This window comes from Glutamicibacter sp. 363, assembly GCF_052379505.1.
Classification (GTDB): domain Bacteria; phylum Actinomycetota; class Actinomycetes; order Actinomycetales; family Micrococcaceae; genus Glutamicibacter.
Window position 1 is genome coordinate 63,621 of record NZ_JBQSYR010000002.1, and the last position, 16,657, is coordinate 80,277.

19 protein-coding genes and 1 riboswitch are annotated in these 16,657 nt (G+C 60.5%); of the genes, 10 read left to right on the top strand and 9 right to left on the bottom strand.

Annotated elements, in window-relative coordinates; genetic code table 11:
• Positions 1-27: 27 nt before the first annotated feature.
• Genes ACT3UA_RS01850 through ACT3UA_RS01860 form a run of 3 tightly spaced genes read left to right on the top strand, consistent with a single transcriptional unit; the run spans position 28 to position 2,417 of the window.
• Entirely contained in the window at positions 28-1,059 is a 1,032-nt protein-coding gene (locus ACT3UA_RS01850; RefSeq protein WP_105554019.1) for a tellurite resistance/C4-dicarboxylate transporter family protein, read from the top strand.
• Positions 1,060-1,068: 9 nt separating this feature from the next.
• Positions 1,069-2,070 carry a pirin family protein gene (locus ACT3UA_RS01855; RefSeq protein ID WP_096282823.1) on the top strand — a complete coding sequence of 334 codons (1,002 nt, stop codon included), beginning with the start codon at positions 1,069-1,071 and terminating at the stop codon, positions 2,068-2,070.
• Positions 2,071-2,084: 14 nt separating this feature from the next.
• Positions 2,085-2,417, top strand: a complete 333-nt coding sequence (locus ACT3UA_RS01860) for a GNAT family N-acetyltransferase (protein ID WP_096282825.1) — start codon at positions 2,085-2,087, stop codon at positions 2,415-2,417.
• On the opposite strand, the gene ACT3UA_RS01865 is transcribed toward ACT3UA_RS01860, so the two are convergent.
• From ACT3UA_RS01865 to ACT3UA_RS01880, 4 genes are all read right to left on the bottom strand, one after another.
• Positions 2,414-2,602: a DNA-binding protein gene (locus ACT3UA_RS01865; protein WP_096282827.1), complete on the bottom strand. Its 189-nt coding sequence runs from the start codon at positions 2,600-2,602 to the stop codon at positions 2,414-2,416. The genes ACT3UA_RS01860 and ACT3UA_RS01865 overlap by 4 nt on opposite strands.
• Before the next feature lie 9 nt (positions 2,603-2,611).
• On the bottom strand, positions 2,612-4,000 hold the full coding sequence (locus tag ACT3UA_RS01870) for an MFS transporter (protein ID WP_096282828.1): 1,389 nt from the start codon (positions 3,998-4,000) through the stop codon (positions 2,612-2,614).
• A 353-nt stretch (positions 4,001-4,353) separates the two neighbouring features.
• Positions 4,354-5,709: a replicative DNA helicase gene (dnaB, locus tag ACT3UA_RS01875; RefSeq protein WP_096282830.1), complete on the bottom strand. Its 1,356-nt coding sequence runs from the start codon at positions 5,707-5,709 to the stop codon at positions 4,354-4,356.
• 654 nt (positions 5,710-6,363) lie between these two features.
• Positions 6,364-6,864: a flavin reductase family protein gene (locus ACT3UA_RS01880; RefSeq protein WP_444615366.1), complete on the bottom strand. Its 501-nt coding sequence runs from the start codon at positions 6,862-6,864 to the stop codon at positions 6,364-6,366.
• 106 nt (positions 6,865-6,970) lie between these two features.
• Positions 6,971-7,087: riboswitch (SAM riboswitch) on the bottom strand.
• 233 nt (positions 7,088-7,320) lie between these two features.
• Here ACT3UA_RS01880 and ACT3UA_RS01885 point away from each other — a divergent pair.
• The 5 genes from ACT3UA_RS01885 to ACT3UA_RS01905 all read left to right on the top strand — a co-directional run bounded on the left by ACT3UA_RS01885 (position 7,321) and on the right by ACT3UA_RS01905 (position 12,160).
• The gene (locus ACT3UA_RS01885; RefSeq protein WP_444615367.1) at positions 7,321-8,442 is read left to right on the top strand and encodes a PQQ-dependent sugar dehydrogenase; all 1,122 of its coding nucleotides are present in this window, start codon (positions 7,321-7,323) and stop codon (positions 8,440-8,442) included.
• Between the two features lie 139 nt (positions 8,443-8,581).
• Positions 8,582-10,192 carry an AMP-binding protein gene (locus ACT3UA_RS01890; protein ID WP_444615368.1) on the top strand — a complete coding sequence of 537 codons (1,611 nt, stop codon included), beginning with the start codon at positions 8,582-8,584 and terminating at the stop codon, positions 10,190-10,192.
• 83 nt (positions 10,193-10,275) lie between these two features.
• Positions 10,276-10,854: a dihydrofolate reductase family protein gene (locus tag ACT3UA_RS01895; protein WP_444615369.1), complete on the top strand. Its 579-nt coding sequence runs from the start codon at positions 10,276-10,278 to the stop codon at positions 10,852-10,854.
• A 206-nt stretch (positions 10,855-11,060) separates the two neighbouring features.
• A complete protein-coding gene (locus ACT3UA_RS01900; protein WP_444615371.1) occupies positions 11,061-11,432 on the top strand; it encodes an SPW repeat domain-containing protein in 372 nt (123 codons plus the stop codon).
• A 104-nt stretch (positions 11,433-11,536) separates the two neighbouring features.
• Positions 11,537-12,160: a TetR/AcrR family transcriptional regulator gene (locus ACT3UA_RS01905; protein ID WP_444615372.1), complete on the top strand. Its 624-nt coding sequence runs from the start codon at positions 11,537-11,539 to the stop codon at positions 12,158-12,160.
• 65 nt (positions 12,161-12,225) lie between these two features.
• Here ACT3UA_RS01905 and ACT3UA_RS01910 read toward each other — a convergent pair whose 3' ends face one another.
• The gene (locus tag ACT3UA_RS01910) at positions 12,226-13,743 is read right to left on the bottom strand and encodes an acetyl-CoA hydrolase/transferase family protein (RefSeq protein WP_444615373.1); all 1,518 of its coding nucleotides are present in this window, start codon (positions 13,741-13,743) and stop codon (positions 12,226-12,228) included.
• Positions 13,744-13,924: 181 nt separating this feature from the next.
• Positions 13,925-14,260, bottom strand: a complete 336-nt coding sequence (locus ACT3UA_RS01915) for a helix-turn-helix domain-containing protein (protein WP_217990317.1) — start codon at positions 14,258-14,260, stop codon at positions 13,925-13,927.
• 213 nt (positions 14,261-14,473) lie between these two features.
• On the opposite strand from ACT3UA_RS01915, the gene ACT3UA_RS01920 reads away from it, so the two are divergent.
• Complete coding sequence (locus ACT3UA_RS01920; protein WP_444615374.1) at positions 14,474-14,776, top strand: PadR family transcriptional regulator; 303 nt, start codon at positions 14,474-14,476, stop codon at positions 14,774-14,776.
• Between the two features lie 9 nt (positions 14,777-14,785).
• The gene (locus tag ACT3UA_RS01925) at positions 14,786-15,169 is read left to right on the top strand and encodes a hypothetical protein (protein ID WP_096282847.1); all 384 of its coding nucleotides are present in this window, start codon (positions 14,786-14,788) and stop codon (positions 15,167-15,169) included.
• Between the two features lie 70 nt (positions 15,170-15,239).
• Here ACT3UA_RS01925 and rplI read toward each other — a convergent pair whose 3' ends face one another.
• From rplI to ACT3UA_RS01940, 3 genes are all read right to left on the bottom strand, one after another.
• Positions 15,240-15,698 carry a 50S ribosomal protein L9 gene (rplI, locus tag ACT3UA_RS01930; protein WP_096282849.1) on the bottom strand — a complete coding sequence of 153 codons (459 nt, stop codon included), beginning with the start codon at positions 15,696-15,698 and terminating at the stop codon, positions 15,240-15,242.
• 17 nt (positions 15,699-15,715) lie between these two features.
• On the bottom strand, positions 15,716-15,955 hold the full coding sequence (gene rpsR, locus ACT3UA_RS01935; RefSeq protein ID WP_026820365.1) for a 30S ribosomal protein S18: 240 nt from the start codon (positions 15,953-15,955) through the stop codon (positions 15,716-15,718).
• Between the two features lie 61 nt (positions 15,956-16,016).
• A complete protein-coding gene (locus ACT3UA_RS01940; RefSeq protein WP_096282851.1) occupies positions 16,017-16,607 on the bottom strand; it encodes a single-stranded DNA-binding protein in 591 nt (196 codons plus the stop codon).
• Between the last annotated feature and the right edge of the window lie 50 nt (positions 16,608-16,657).

A 16,657-nucleotide genomic window follows, 5' to 3' on the forward strand; every position in this document is an offset into this window, starting at 1 on the left:
GGCAAAGAAGACTTCAAGGAGACCTAGGTGAACCCAGAACTGCGTGCTAGCCGCTCACGATTCACCCGATGGGTAGCCACCCTTGCCCCGTCGGTATTCTCCAGCGTGATGGCCACCGGCATCGTAGGCATGGGTCTGCTGCTTTCCGGGTTCTCCGCCCTCGGCCAGGCTTTCTGCATCCTGGCCGGTATCATGTTCCTCGGACTACTCACGGTGCTGGTCCTGCGCGTCGTGCGCTATCCGACGGCGGTGCAAATTGATGCGCTGAACCCGGCCGTTGGTTTTGGGTTCTTCACCGTGGTCGCGGCCTCGAATGTCCTAGCCCTCGCACTGGCGGTTTTGAAGCTCCCGGGCGCCGCACTGACCGCGCTGATATTCGGGACGCTCATTTGGCTGATCACCACCTACGCGATTCCCGCCGGGCTGGTGCTGCATGAACGTCCGGAACCGGCACTGACCCACGCAAATGGGTCGTGGTTCCTCTGGGTGGTGGCCACCCAATCCGTTGCCGGCGGATTAGCGCATCATACGAGCTTCGGCGCCTGGGCCGCCATGCTTGCCTTAGCTATCTGGTTGCTAGGCTGCGCGCTCTATCTGCTGACCGCTACCCTCGTGACGGTGCGCATGATCCGCTATCCGAACCGCGCCGAGACGCTTTCACCGACGTATTGGATCTTCATGGGGTCCACCGCGATCAGCGTATTGACCGGTTCGCAACTACTCGGCTTGGCAAACCGCGGTGAGATTCCGAACTGGCTGCAAGCAAATATCGCCTTTACCACCTTGGCGTTGCTCGCCATAGGGTTATGGTTCATCCCCCTGCTGCTGGTCTTCGGAATCTGGCGGCACATCATCCACCGCCACCCGCTGAGCTATGAAACGGGCCTTTGGGCGATTGTCTTCCCGCTGGGCATGCTCGCCACCGCATGCCTTTCCCTGGGATCAATACCGGATTTCTCGGCTCTCTTTACGCTGGGGCAGATAGTGATTTGGGTGGCCGTGGCCAGCTGGGCGGGAACCATCGCCCTATGGGTGGCACGAATCAGGCATCCTGCCTAGTCTTAGGTTATGAGCAACCTTGAACAGGCACCGGCGGAAATCGACTGCAGCAACCTCGATGCACGCTCAGAGGTTCAGGCGCTGGAGCCCCGCCCAGTCCCCCTCGGTGGCCCGCGAGCCATGACGGTCTCCCGGACTCTTCCGCAGAAACAGCGCAGCCTGATCGGCGCGTGGTGCTTCCTCGACCACTACGGACCGGACGACGTAGCGCTCACCGGCGGGATGAACGTTCCACGGCATCCGCACACCGGACTGCAGACCGTCTCCTGGCTCTTCTCCGGCGAAATCGAACACATCGACTCGGCCGGGCATAAGGCCAAAGTGCGCCCCGGTGAATTGAACCTCATGACCGCTGGATACGGAATCACGCATTCCGAAATGCTCTGCGAAGAAACCACGATCTTGCACGGAGCCCAGCTATGGACCGCCCTGCCTGACCGGGTGCGCAATATGGAACCAACCTTCGAAAATTACCGTCCCGAACCGATATACGGCCAAGGATGGATGCTCAACGTTTTCCTCGGCACTCTCGCGATTGGCGAGCAGAGCCTCACCTCCCCGGTGAAGACGCATACCGAACTCAGCGGGGCCGAACTGCATCTGGACCCGCATACCGAGGTCGAAATCGTGGTCCCCGCACATCACGAACACGGTGTACTCGTTGATCAGGGCCGCCCGACGGTCAACGGCAAACCACTTGAGCACCGCGAACTGGGCTTCGTCCGGGCCGGATGCACCACGCTGCGCATCACTGCCGGCGAGCAGCCGGTCCGCGCTTTGCTGATCGGCGGAGAGCCGCTTAAAGAGGAGATCCTCATGTGGTGGAACTTCGTGGGACGCAGCCATGAAGAAGTCCTCGCATTCCGCGCGCAGTACCAAGCGGAAATCGGCGCCGAACCAGGAGACAGCTCGGAGGACCGCTTTGGCCCATTCCCGGAAAACACTCCCGCGCCATTGCCGGCGCCGGCGCTACCTACCGTCCGACTACGTACACGAGTTAACCCCTCCTAGAAAGCGGCCACCAAATGAGCGAAATCACACCTGTTTTCCTGCCCGAACGTCGGCGATATGCACTGGACGATGATGGAAAGGTCATTGGCGCAACCCACTTTCGAGAATTCACCGGTTCCGCTGGCACCGAGCGGATCTTTTTCCACACGACCGTGGACGAAGAATACGGCGGACAAGGACTGGCCAGTGTGCTGGTGAAATTCGCGTTGGACAACACCATCGCCGGTGGAGCCAAGATCGTGGCAGTTTGCCCGTACGTCAAGGCCTATGTCGCTAAGCACGCCGAATACCAGCCACACCTCGTCGCGACGACCCCAGAGCACCTGAAAGTCCTGCCACGCGCCTAGCTGCGCAGCTCAAGACCCTGCTTGTCCAGGGCTTCACGGAGGATGCGCAGCGCTTTTGGTCCGACGCCATGCAACCGAAGCAGCGCTTTCTCGCCGGTTTCGCCCGCTTGTTCGAGGCTCGTGATACCAGCGCTTAGCAGCGCCCTGGTGGCCGGTGCGCCGATGGCTGGGAGCTCAGTTTCCATACGCCTGGGCTACTTAGGGCCAGCCGCCGCCGGGGATTCGATCCGCGGCGTAACGACCAGCAGTACGATGATCAGGAACAACGAGAAGGCGAAGACCGCGGCGAAGCCCAGCCCCACTGCCACCGTGGCGAAGATGACCCCGCCAAGCGCGGTCACTCCCGCGTTGCCCAGCGCATCCGCCATGGTCATCGCCGAGGAGTTGAATCCTTGTTCCTGCTTGCCGGAGAGGGCCAGCATATTCACGTTTTGGCGTGGGAAGATCATTCCCATTCCAAATCCGCCTATCGCCCAACCAACCACGATGATGGCCACCGGCGGGTGGAACAACGCGGCATAAAGCGCGGTGGAGATGCCAAACGCCCCGGCCAGGGCGCCGATTCCGATGCATGCGGAATTGCTTAAACGTTCACCGGCTTTCCCCTGCAGCCACGAGCCCAGGGCCCAGGACAATGCGGAGGCGGTGAGCACCAGACCCGCGCGGTCCGGAGGCAGAAAATAGTCTTCGCGCAGCAAATACGGCAGGTAGACCTCTGTGCCGAAAAATGCTCCAGCCACCAGCGATCGGGTCAGCACCGTGGCTGGCATTCCACGCCGGGCGCTGAAGGTCCCTACGGGCAGCAGCGGCCGGATCGCTAACAGGGCGAGCGCCAACGCTGACAGCAGGGCGACGACGGAGGGCCACCCATTGTCCATGAGCCCAAGCAGGTTCATGGCGATCACCGAAGCCCCGGTGAACCCCGCGAGCAGTAGCCGCTTGATGGAGACCGGACCGAGGGTTGCATCGCGTGCAGAATCCATGCGATGCAGGGTCGGGATGACCGCCACGATCGCGAAGGCGATGAAGATCAGCACCCCAAGGAATACCCAACGCCAACCGAGGTATGTGGCGATCAGGCCCGCAATCCACGGTCCGAGCAACGCCGGGATCACCCCGGCGGCGGCGAAAAGTGCGAAAATTTTGCTGTGCAATTTTGCCGGATATGCCCGAGCGATCAGCACAAAGATTGCCACGGTCACGGCGCCGCCACCGATGCCTTGCAAAATTCTTCCGAGGATCAGCACCTGCATATCCGCCGCGGTGCCGCAGATAAGCAGGCCGCCGGCAAAAATAGCCACGGAAGCGTACAGCGGAATCTTCGGGCCTCTTCGGTCCGAAACCTCTCCCGCAGCAACCATGCCAAGCATCGCGCTGGCAATCGGTGCGGCAAAGGCCAGCGCGAAGTACTTCTGTCCATCGAGCAGCTCACTGACCAGCGGCATGATCGTGGAAACCGCCAACGCTTCGAAACCCACCGAGAAGACCAGGACGAACATGCCCAGGGTGGTCGCCAAATATTTGGCGGCATAGATCGACTCAACCGTTGCGGAATCTACCGCAGAGTCACGTGGTGATGGCATGCGGCCATTCTTTCATTGAACGTCTCGGACGCCGATTCGGCACCGATGGTTAGTGGATGCACCGCATGGCTTTGTAAGCTGAACCCATGCTTAACGAAGATACGCGTCGCCGACTGGTCAAGATCACCGCGCTCTGCCTAGCGCTGATGGTGGGAGCTACCGGGATACTCTCCAGCGGTGTTCTTGGCCTTTTCTAGGCAGCCAGCCCCAGGTGCGGCGCGAATGGACGGCGCTTTCAGCACTATCAACGGCACGCAGCGATGCACGGAGAACGCAGCTGAACCAAGGGGCAGGGCCAAGAAATCTTGCGGATTTCTGGACCCTTCCCTGTGCCGTAGGCCTGCCTCGGCAGGCTAGCCGTCGTTCTGCATGTTGCTGAAGCGCGAATAGTGGCCCTGGAACGCCACGGTGATGGTCTTGGTGGGGCCGGCACGGTGCTTTGCGATGATCACGTCGGCTTCACCCGGACGGTTTTCCTTGTCGTAGACATCGTCACGGTGCAGCAGGATTACCATATCGGCGTCCTGCTCGATCGATCCCGATTCACGAAGGTCCGAGATCATTGGTTTCTTGTCGGTGCGCTGCTCGGAACCACGGTTCAGCTGCGAGAGGGCAACCAGCGGAACATCGAGTTCCTTGGCCAGCAGCTTGAGGTTACGCGAGAACTCGGACACTTCCTGCTGGCGCGATTCCACGCGCTTGCCCGAGCTCATCAGCTGCAGGTAGTCGAGGATGATCATGCGCAGCTCATTGCGCTGCTTCAGGCGGCGGCACTTGGCGCGGATTTCCATCATGGACATATTCGGCGAATCGTCGATGAACAGCGGCGCTTCATTCAACCGGCCCATGGTGGTGGCAATCTTCGTCCATTGTGCGTCTTCCACCGAACCCTTGCGCAGATCCTGCAGCTGGATGGATGCTTCTGCCGAGAGCAGGCGCATCGCAATTTCGTTGCGGCCCATTTCCAGCGAGAAGAAGACGGTGGCCATATTGTTCTTAATTGCCGCGGAACGGGCGAAGTCCAGGGCGAAGGTCGACTTACCCACTGCGGGGCGGGCGGCGATGATGATCATCTGACCACCCTTCAACCCCTGGGTCAGTTCGTCGAATTCGTAGAACCCGGTTGGCACGCCGGTAATTCCGTCGCCGGCGTTCGCCGCATTCTCGATCTCATCGACGGTTCCCTCGATGATGTCGCTCAGGCGCACGTAGTCTTCGCTGTTGCGGTTCTCGGCGACCTTGTACACCTCGGCCTGCGCCTCGTTGACGATCGCGTCAACCTCACCATCGGGCGAATAGCCCATCTGGACGATCCGGGTCCCGGCATCGACCAGTCGGCGCAATACGGCGCGTTCGCGCACGATTTCGGCGTAGTAGCCGGCGTTCGCGGCGGTGGGCACCTGCTGGATGAGGTTGTGCAGATAGGCGGCGCCACCCACGCGGGCGATCTCGCTGCGCTTGGTGAGCAGATCGGAGACCGTCACGGCATCGGCTGGTTCGCCTCGTCCGTAGAGATCGATGATTGCGTCAAAAATGGATTCATGGGCCGGGCGATAGAAATCTGTTCCGCGCAGCGCCTCGACCACGTCGGCGATCGCATCCTTCGACAGCATCATGCCGCCAAGAACCGACATTTCGGCAGGAATATCCTGCGGCGGGGTGCGACCCGCTTCCGAACCCTGACTCTCGTAGACCGGCTCCGCGCTCATAACTGACACTTCCATCCCCTATTGACCCTCTGGGAAATACCCTTGTGCCATGATGGCAACACTCAAGCATGTCACCGCCAACCGACGTTATCGTGTCGGCGGTACCTGTGGATATATCAGTCCCAAAGCCAACAGTAGGTCTCTTATCCATAGCCGCAAACTCTGTTATCCACAAGATCTGTGGATAATCCCCCTCTAGCTGTGGATGACCCTGTGTGCGACTTGGGGAGAAGCTTGTGGATTACCCCACTTAAGTTGCGCTAATGACTATCTGACTTGGAGTTTGTTGTTTGCACACCTGTGGATAGAAAGTTAATTTCTTTGTAGAGTCAACCTTCGCAAATGACGTTATCCACAGCATAACTCGCGGGATTCCGGTGTTTTCAACCTGCTGCAACGACTTATCAACGTACCATCCACAGAGGTGTGGATAGTTTTGTGGAAAGAATCTTCGTGAAGAACGCGGTAGTCACCGCTCCAAAAAGCTACTGAAACGTAACTTCGAGGCGAGTAATCCACAATTCGATGCAGAGCACCCCTCTGCGGTCATATGAACTTAACGCGCCCGCGCGGTCCGAGCCCGCCGGGCCAGTTAAACGACTGCGCGCCACATGTCAGCGAAAATGACAGGTGGCGCGAAGCGACGACAACTATTTAGACGAGTTCCGGGACTGGTAACGAGTGAAATCGTGAATCATGGAAAATCGACGGTAAATGCTCGGCGACCTTATGGCCATGGACCTGCAACAGGATGACCCAATGGTCTCCGGCCTCAACCTCACTGTAGATCGTCGTGTCGAGCCACAGCGTTGAGTCATGGATGAACAACGAGCCGTCGTCGCTGGTGTGGGTGTCCACCCCGCGGAATCGATCTCCGCTCTTGGAAGCGATCTGCCCGCAGACCCCTTCATTGCGCTCGCTGAGCACCGAAACGCCGATTCGATTTGCGTCCCGCAGCTTCGGCCAAGTGTTCGAGGTTTTCTGCACGGCAAACATCACCAACGCCGGTTCCAAGGAAACCCCTACGGTGAATGAGGAAGCGACGATTCCCGTCTTTTCCCCGTTGACTTCGGCGCACAGAGTGGCAATTCCCGATGGGTGCTGGGCGAAAACCTTGCGCAGCGTCAGTGCGTCAAGTTCCTGATTCAAAGACATGCCTTGACTTCCTTTGCTTCATGCCCACCGGTACGGCGACGGTCGGCGGCAGGCTAAAGCAGCTTTGACTTGCTCTTACCCGCCGTCGAAGGTTTAACGCCTCGATGTGCGGTACTTGTATCGTGCGGTGTTGCGCGACACCGAATCTTCACCTGGAGCACCCCGCTACCGTATAGAGGGTTGCCGGCCAGCTAGCCAGGGCCTTTAGCTGACGCTCATGATTCTGATTAAAACGATATTGGCCTAAGCTCCCGCGCGTCAAACAAATTGCTTCGCAAATCGAAATATTCAACCCAAAATTCGATGAGCCACAAGTATTCGAGGGTCCATTGGAAATTTATTCAATCACCGGAGGGTTCGGATGCGGCTGCGCGGCCCGCTGATACCGCTCCCCTTCGGTGCGATACGAAGCGCCCAGCCTCTTGCATAGCGAACGGATCTTGCTAGCCTGAAACCATGCGGCCTCGAATAGCTGGTAATCCGAAGATCACCGTTTTCCTTGGGATTCTCGCCTGCGCCGCGATGCTCACCGGATGCGCCTCCGAAGCACCGCGCTCCCCCGGCCCCACGTCAAGCAGCAGCGCAGTCGATACCAAGTCGCCCGAACCGCGAAGTATCGCAGCCGAGCTAGCCGCCCCCTGGTCCATGGCCTTCGCCGAAAATACGCTGATCGTTTCGGAACGCGATTCGGGGCGGATCGTGGAAATAGATTCAGCGGGCAAAACCAGGCAGATCATCCGCCTGGACGACGTGGTCCATGGTGGCGAAGGCGGACTGCTTGGGCTGGCCTATCAACAGCCCTACCTTTTCGCATACTCCACCGCAGAAGACGGCAATCGCATCCAGCGATTCGAGCTTTCCGGCGAAAGCGGTGCGCTCGCGCTGAGTCAACCGCGGACGATCCTGTCCGAATTGCCATCGGCAGGAATCCACAACGGGGGGCGTCTAGCCATCGGCCCGGATTCGATGCTCTATGCGACCGTGGGAGACGCTGGAAATGAAGCCTCGGCTCAGGATCTGGAAAGTCTAGGCGGAAAGATTCTGCGGCTGACCATTCAGGGCGAGATCCCCGACGACAACCCATTCCCCGGTTCGCCGGTATTCAGTGTCGGCCATCGCAATCCACAGGGTATCGCTTGGGCTCCCGACGGAACCATGTATGCCAGCGAGTTTGGGCAGAACCGCTGGGATGAATTGAACATTATCGAGCCCGGAGCCAACTACGGCTGGCCGGCGTACGAAGGCATTGCGGAAGATCCCGAATACCGCGACCCGATCCAGCAATGGAGCACGCAGTCCGCGAGCCCCAGCGGCATCGCCATCCACGACGGGGTCCTCTACATCGCCAACCTGCGCGGGGAGCGCCTGCGAGCCGTCGAGCTGAGCGCGCCCGACGATTCCACCGAGCTCCTCGTAGGTGACCACGGGCGCCTGAGAGACGTGAAGGCCAGTGAGACCGGCGAGCTCTGGGTGCTGACGAACAACACCGACGGTCGCGGCACCCCGCATGCGGGTGACGACAGGATTCTCGGCATCTCTCCAGAGGCGCTCCTCGACCGAACTGTCACCCGGCGCTGAATTTCGGCCACTGAACGAATTGATACCGCGTTTCTTGGATTGAACCTGAGGTTCATGCCACCATGAAGGTCGCAAGTGTTTCAGCTCACATACGTATGCTGAAGGAAACCACGGATACGAATCGAAGGATATCGCACACATGGTCTTGACTCAGGCTAACCACTCGGAACTCACACCCCTGCGATTCCTGCAGCGTTCGGCCGAGGTATATGCGTCGAAGACCGCGGTGATCCACGGGACCCGCAGCTACAGCTACGCCGAATTCGAGCGGCGAGTGCAACGCTTCGCCCAGGTCATCAAGGCCCGGATCGCGCCCGGGGACCGCGTCGCGGTGCTGGCGCCGAATACTCCCGAGATGCTCATGGCCCACTACGCGGTACCGCTGGCCGGGGGCGTGCTGATCGCACTGAACACCCGGCTCTCGGCACACGAACTGCGCTACATCATGGATCATTCCGAGTCTAAGCTGCTCTTCGCCGATACCGAACTGTTGGCGAATACCTCCACCCTGCGCTCCGAGATCCCGACCTTGGAAGCGTTGATCGAGATCACCGATGACCAATATGCCGGAGCGCGACCGGCGGTCGCCGTGGACGCGGTGCTCTCCGAGCTGCTGGACGCGGCCGGCGAGGAACGCCTGAGCTACGAGGTGGCAGATGAGCGCGCCCCGATCACGTTGAACTACACCTCGGGCACCACCGGCAAGCCCAAGGGCGTGCTGTACTCGCACCGCGGCAGCTACCTGAACTCGCTGAGCGAGGCCCACCACCAGGGCTTCACCGCAAAGACCCGCTATCTGTGGACCCTGCCGATGTTCCACTGCAACGGCTGGTGCACCCCCTGGGCGGTCACCGCCGCGGGCGGCACGCACCTCTGCTTGCGCGGGGTGCGCGAGGAGGCGGTGTGGGACGCCATTGAGAATCTTTGCGCCACGCATCTGTGCGGAGCCCCGACGGTCTGCTCGATCATTGCCGACGCTACGCGCGCCCACGCCCTGAGCGATCCGCTGCGCATCACCACCGCCGGCGCCCCGCCGTCCCCGGCGATCATCGCGAAGCTGCAGAAACTGGGCATCGAGGTGGTCCACGTATATGGGCTCACCGAGGTCTATGGCCCCTACACCATCTGCGAATACCAGGATGACTGGGAGCAGCTGGATGCGGACGCACGAGCCGCAATGCTCTCCCGCCAAGGCGTGGGCATGCTGACCGCCGAGAGCGCACGCATTGTCGACGAGCACATGGTGGACGTTCCCGCCGATGGGCAAACCATGGGTGAGATCGTCCTGCGCGGCAACAACGTGATGATTGGCTATTACCGCGATGCGGCAGCCACCGAGCAGGCCTTCTCCGGCGGCTACTTCCATACCGGCGATCTGGGAGTGATGCACCCGGACGGCTACATCCAGGTGCGTGACCGCGCCAAGGACATCATCATTTCAGGTGGCGAGAACATCTCCACCATTGAGGTCGAACAGGCTCTCGCCGCGCACCCGCAGGTGCTGGATCTTGCGGTGGTGGGCGTCCCCGACGACAAATGGGGCGAGCGTCCGGTCGCCTATGTCATTCGCACCACCGGTTCGAGCCTGGACGAGGCGACGCTGATCAATTTTGCCCGCGAACGGCTGGCTGGGTTCAAGGTGCCACGCACCATCGTGTTCCCGCAGGATCTGCCGCGCACCTCTACCGGCAAGGTGCAAAAGAACGTGCTGCGCAATCGAAGCCTTGCCGCGCATCGGGAGAACGCATGATCTGATGCCTGCCTTGGGTTCCCCCGCGCACCTGCGAGGCGTAAGGTGAGGTGCACTTAGCGCAGATTTCACGGGGAGTTCCCATGGCAGCGACATATACCTTCGACATCTTCTCCAGCCTCGACGGGTTCGGCAGCGCCACCGGAAATTGGGGCGGCTACTGGGGCAAACAGGGCCCGGAGCTGCTCGCTCGGCGGCTCGAGCACTACGCGCCACCCTGCCGGATGGTCTTCGGCGCGAACACCTATCGGCTCTTCGCCCAGTTCTGGGCCGAGGCGGAGAAATATACGGATGTTGATGACCCCTGGGGCGAGGCCATGCACGAGCAGCCTGCCACCGTTATTTCCAACTCTCTCGCCGGCCCGCTGGACTGGCCCGACGCGGTCATCGCACGCGGCGATGCCCTTGCGGTAGTTCCGCGGCTGAAAGCCGAGTCGCCGGTGCCGCTGCGCTCCCACGGTTCGCTGTCCATGAACCGTTCGCTGTTGGCAGCCGGCCTGGTCGACTATATCCAGGTCACCATCTTCCCGGTGCTCACCGGATTGACCGGGCAATCACCGATCTTCGAGGGGGCCGAGGACTTCGACCTGGAACTCGTAGAGTCCCGACTGCTCGATGGCCGGACACAAGAGCTCATCTATCGCCCGAGCCTGCATCACTAGCGCCGGCGCACCGGCTACAAGCGACCGTTGGCTACCGGAAATACGGCCGTCAGCTGGCTGGTCGCGCAACGGCATGCGCGGCCAGGATCGGCTCTCCAGCCGCAGTCCGGTACCCCGGATAAACTATTGACCGGGCGGTCAATCAATCATAAATTGGAAATTGACTCCCAAAGGGAGCACTCCGACCTCTGGGAAGGTGACTTTCAATGAAGAAGTGGACTCGGTGGCAAGATTGGGTTGTCGTGGTGGCTGGCGCCTACGCCGCGCTGTCGACAACATGGGTCACGGGCACCACGATGTCCATGAACCTGATGGTGGGCCTTGGCGCCCTGATGGTCGTTGTCGGCATATGGAGTGTCGCCATGCCACGGCTGGTCAGCCTGGAGTGGATTCTGGCCGCGGTCAGCGCACTCTTGGCCGTCGCCCCTTGGCTCGGATCCTATGCAAGCAGCTATGCCACTGCTTCTTGGGTCTCATGGATCTGTGGCGCCGTAGGCCTGGTTGCTTCCCTCTGGGCGATCGCACCGGCGATGCACATGCGCCACGAAACCCATGGCGGTACGCGGGCCGCGCACTGACAACCACCGGCAACACGCAACCGGACGCGTGCGGGACGACGGGCAGAGCCCGCTGAGTCGCACGCGTCGTTCTTGCCCGCAGCTCAACCGCGGAAGGATCCCCCATGCCCCTGCGCAACCCGACCCATGGTGGCAAGCACTCTCCTCGCGCCAAGGACGAAACCGGGGCCTCCGCGCGCACCCGCATTCTGGACGCCGCCGAACAGCTGTTCGCGAAGCAAGGCTTCGATGGGACCCCTACCTCGCATATCGCCAGGGATGCCGGTGTACCCAAAGGGCTCCTGTTCTACTATTTCCCGGCGAAGTCCGCCCTGCTCACCGCCTTGCTGGAGGAACGCCTGCAGGGCACGGAGATCGATTCCGGCGCGCTGGCAGTTCCCGGCGATCCTGCCTCGGGCCTCGTGAAGATCGCCGAACGCTACTGCGCGGAGCAAGCGCGTTCCACGATGCTCCGGGTGGTGCTGTGGCGCGAACAGCATACCCACGACGAGGTGGCAGCCGCCCTGGCGCGTTACCTGCATGATCTCGAGCGGTCCATCGAGCAGGTGCTGAGCTTGAGCGTGACCTGCGCGGTGGATCAGCGATTTCTGCAGGCCGCCGCCCGGCTCTGGGCCAGCTTTCTGGGGGCTCCGCCGCTGCTGGGCGCTGCAACCGGCGGGCAACGCTCCGCCCCGGAACTGCGCCTGGCCGCGGATCTGGTCTGCTCCGGGATGATTTCGGGGCAGTGAACGAGTGCGAGCCCGCGAAAACCCTTGGGTTTTCGCGGGCTCGCTGCACGGTATGCGGCGGACTGCTACCGGGCCAGGCGCATATCCCCGGTCTCGTAGTAGCGCTGGTGCCAGCTCAAGGCCTCGCCCAGCAGGTGCGGGGTGTGCTTGCCGTAGCTTTCGCTCCGGGCCCGGTCGAAGTAGTCCTGGAGCATCGGACGGTACGTGGGGTGCGCGCACTTGTCGATAACCAGCTGGGCGCGCTGCTTCGGTGACAGCCCGCGCAGGTCGGCCAGTCCCTGTTCGGTAATCAGGATCATGGTGTCGTGCTCGGTGTGGTCCACGTGGCTGGCCATGGGCACGATACCCGAGATCTTGCCGCCCTTGGCCATCGAGGGAGACATGAACACCGACAGGTAGCCATTGCGGGCAAAGTCGCCCGAGCCGCCGATTCCGTTCATCACATGGGAGCCGAGCACATTGGTGGAGTTCACGTTGCCGTAGATATCCGCCTCGATCATGCCATTCAGCGCGATGCAGCCCAGCCGGCGGATGATCTCCGGATGGTTGGAGATTTCCTGGGCGCGCAGCAAGATGCGTTCGCGGTAGTGGGCCACGTGCTTGTTGAACTCCTCGATGCCCGCTGCCGACAGGGAGAAGCTGGTGGCGGAGGCGAACTCGATGGTGCCGTCCTTGATCAGCTCCAGCATGCCGTCCTGGATGACCTCGGTGTAGGCGGTCAAGCCCTTGTAGCCGCCGCGGGCCAGCCCTGCGAGCACCGCGTTGGCGATGTTTCCCACACCAGACTGCAGTGGCAGCAGCTTCTCGGTGAGCCGTCCGGCGCGGATCTCGTAATCCAGGAAGTCGAGCAGGTGATCGGCGATCTGCGTGCTGGTCTCATCCACCGGGGCAAAGGGGCTCAACCGGTCGGGCGCGTCGGTTTCGACGACCGCGACCACCTTGGTGACGTCGATATCCAGGTATTTCTGGCCGATGCGGTCGCGCACCGTGGTCAGGTCGATGGGTTTGCGGTGCGGTGGCAGCGCGGTGCCGTAGTAGATATCGTGCATGCCGTCCAAGGAGGCGGACTGCTGGGTGTTGACCTCGATGATGATCCGGTCTGCCATCTCCAGCCAGGTCTTGTTATTGCCCACCGAGCTGGAAGGGATCAGGTCGCCTTCTGCGGTCACCCCGACTACCTCGACGATAGCTACATCGATCTTGCCGTAGAAGCCGAACCAGGCGTGCTGGGCGACGTGGGACAGGTGAATGTCCATGTACTCCATGTTGCCGTCGTTGATGCGGCGGCGCAGTTCCGGATCGGACATATACGGTAGGCGCAGATTCATGCCCTCGGCCTTGGCCAGCACTCCGTCAAGCTCGGGGGCGGTCGAGGCGCCGGTGAGCACGTTGATCTTGAAGTCCTTGCCTTCGCCATGCTGGTGTTCCATCTGCGCCGCGAGCGCGCCCGGTACCGCCTTGGGGTATCCCGCACCGGTGAAGCCACTCATGGCCACTGTCATGCCGGGTTTGATAAAAGTTGCCGCCTGTTCGGCACTCATCAAACGGTCAACAAAGGCTCGGTGGTGAATACGCTCGTGCAAAATAACCCCTTCTAAACTTCCTTGTGATGCAGGTCTATAACCTGCATCTCACCGGAATACTTTAGCCGTTATTCGCCCGCAGTTGGACCTCTACTAGGCCTTATGCGCGATAGGTGGGGATATTAGCGACGAGATGCGTCCAATTTGCGCTGACCGGTCTGGCCCCAGGTGACCTCGTGGCCTAGCTCAGCTCCACATGAACGACTTCGCCTACAACCCTTGCCTGCAGCCTGCCACCCATCGCTTCGACGTAACGGCGCAAGGTGGCGAATTGCACGCGGTCGATATCCCCCGTTTCCATGCGGGCGACGCGATCAACGCTGAGCTTCAGCATTGCGGCTAGTTCCACCTGGCTCAATTGCGCTTCTTCACGCATTTCGCGCAGCGACAGCTTGCGGGATTCCTCCTGCACGGTACGCCGATGCTCGGCAACCGCGTCGCGCTGGGAGTCAGTTAATACATCCGGATCGGCATACGCAAAGCCCATGTGTTCCACCGCTTCTCTTGTTTTCGTCAACCATAGCCACTCTCACATTCGAGGCTATGGGCGGCGGCAGCGTTCCCCAATGATTATGACGGCATTCGTGCGGGTCATTTCGATGAATTATGGACCAACACAGGGTTTCGACATGGCATTAAATACCGGCAAGCGGTACTGACTAGGGGACACCGGGAAATTTCATCCAAAAGCGGGATGAGATCCTGGCTATGTACGAATCATGCTTAAGTCATGGACGAAAATAAGGTAGTTCATCAGATCAAGCGTTCCATGCTGCCCGTGGTGATCTTGGGCCAATTGCTCCAGAGGCCAAGCCACGGTTATTCCATGCTTTCAAAACTCGATGAGCTCGGCATCACCGGGATCAAGAGCGGCACCTTGTATCCGCTGCTACGCGGCATGGAAGAGGCCGGAGATATCGCAGCCGAATGGGAACTCGCCGACCGCGGACCGGCGCGCAAGAACTTCACCATCACCGAACAGGGCCAACAGACCCTGCGAGAAATTCGACTCTGGCTACGCCAGATTGCCTAGGAGCACCACATGAGCAGCGTTGCAACTTATATCGATGAACTCCGCACGAGCCTGACATCACGCCATATTGCCATCGATACCATTCGTGACATCGTGCGCGAAGTCGACTCCGAGAGCAGCAGCTACGAAGAAGCCACAAGCAGTTTCGGCACGCCTGGGGAATACGCGAAAAGCTTCCCCGAGGGCAAGAAGCCAAAAGGAAGTGCCGCGTTTCTCGCTGCCGCCGTGATCCTCGCCGTGCTCTGGGTGCTCATTCAGCTAATTACGCGTGATAAAAATTCCGAAGGCCTGGCCAACTTTGCGATGACCTGGCTCCCGGCTTGGGGGTTGATCGCACTTGGAATCACTATCGACTTCTCACGTTTCTTGGCGCGTGTGCGGAAGAGCCGTTAACGCCAATGGGTGGTGCACTCCCCTTGCGGAGAATGCACCACCCATTGAAAAGAGGTGAGTCTAAGCAGACTTACTTCTTGGCAGCAGCTACAACCTGAAGCTTCAGGTTTGCAACAACATCCGCGTGAATGCGAACGGTTGCGCTGTAGTTGCCAGTCGACTTGATGTGGTCGTTGACCTCAACGTTGCGCTTGTCGATCTTACCCAGACCGGCAGCCTCAACTGCGTCAGCGATGTCAGCGGTCTTAACGGTGCCGAACAGGCGGCCGTTAGCGCCAGCCTTGACGGTGATCTTCACCGGCTGGGACTTCAGCTTCGCCGCAATTGCCTGAGCTTCCTCAAGGTTTGCAACGGCACGAGCGGCACGAGCAGCCTTGATGGACTCAACCTGCTTCTCACCGCCCTTGGTCCACACGAGTGCGAACCCGCGTGGAAGGAGGTAGTTACGGGCGTAGCCGTTCTTTACCTCAACAATGTCGCCCGCAGCACCCAGACCGGATACTTCGTGAGTCAGAATGATCTTTGCCATTTTGCTATCCCTCTTCCTTAGCCTCGGCCAGCGCCGGAGTAAGGCAGCAGGGCTACTTCACGTGCGTTCTTGATTGCCTGTGCGATCTTGCGCTGTTCCTGAACCGATACGCCGGTCACGCGACGAGCGCGGATCTTTCCGCGATCAGAGATGAACTTGCGCAGCAACGCTACGTCCTTGTAGTCGATGACGGTGATGTCAGCGGCCTTCAAGGGATTGGACTTTGGTTTGGGCTTACGGATTTCAGCCTTAGCCATCGTGGAGCTCCTTAGGTTTGGAGCCCGCAGAGAGATCTGCGGGATGGTGAATAAATAATTGTTAGAAAGGTGGCTCGTCGTTGCCTGGGTTACCCCAGCCACCGCCGCCGCCGTTGTTACCGCCGGAGTTGCCGCCGGTGCTCCACGGGTCGTTGGATGGAGCATTCCATCCACCGCCCTGCTGCGGCTGCTGTTGCTGCGGCTGCTGTGGGGCATTTTGCTGCGGCGCGTTGGAGAAACCTCCACCGCCGGCGTTGTTGCCAAAGCCGCCCTGGCCACCGCCGGAGCGCTGGGTACGGGTTACCTTGGCGGATGCAAAACGGAGCGACGGGCCGATTTCATCGACCTCTAGCTCCATGACGGTGCGACGTTCGCCTTCCTTGGTGTCGTACGAACGCGAGCGCAGACGACCCTGGGCGATGACTCGCATGCCCTTGGTGAACGTCTCGGCTACGTTTTCTGCAGCCTCTCGCCACACCGATGCACGCAAGAACAGGGCTTCCCCGTCCTTCCATTCATTGGACTGGCGATCGAAGGTGCGAGGAGTCGAAGCGATCGTGAAGTTCGCTACGGCTGAACCGGATGGCGTGAATCGCAGCTCCGGATCGGCGGTCAGATTTCCGATGACGGTAATAACAGTCTCGCCTGCCATTGACTCTCCTTACTCAGAATGAACGTTTGTCGTACAACGGAAGATGTTGC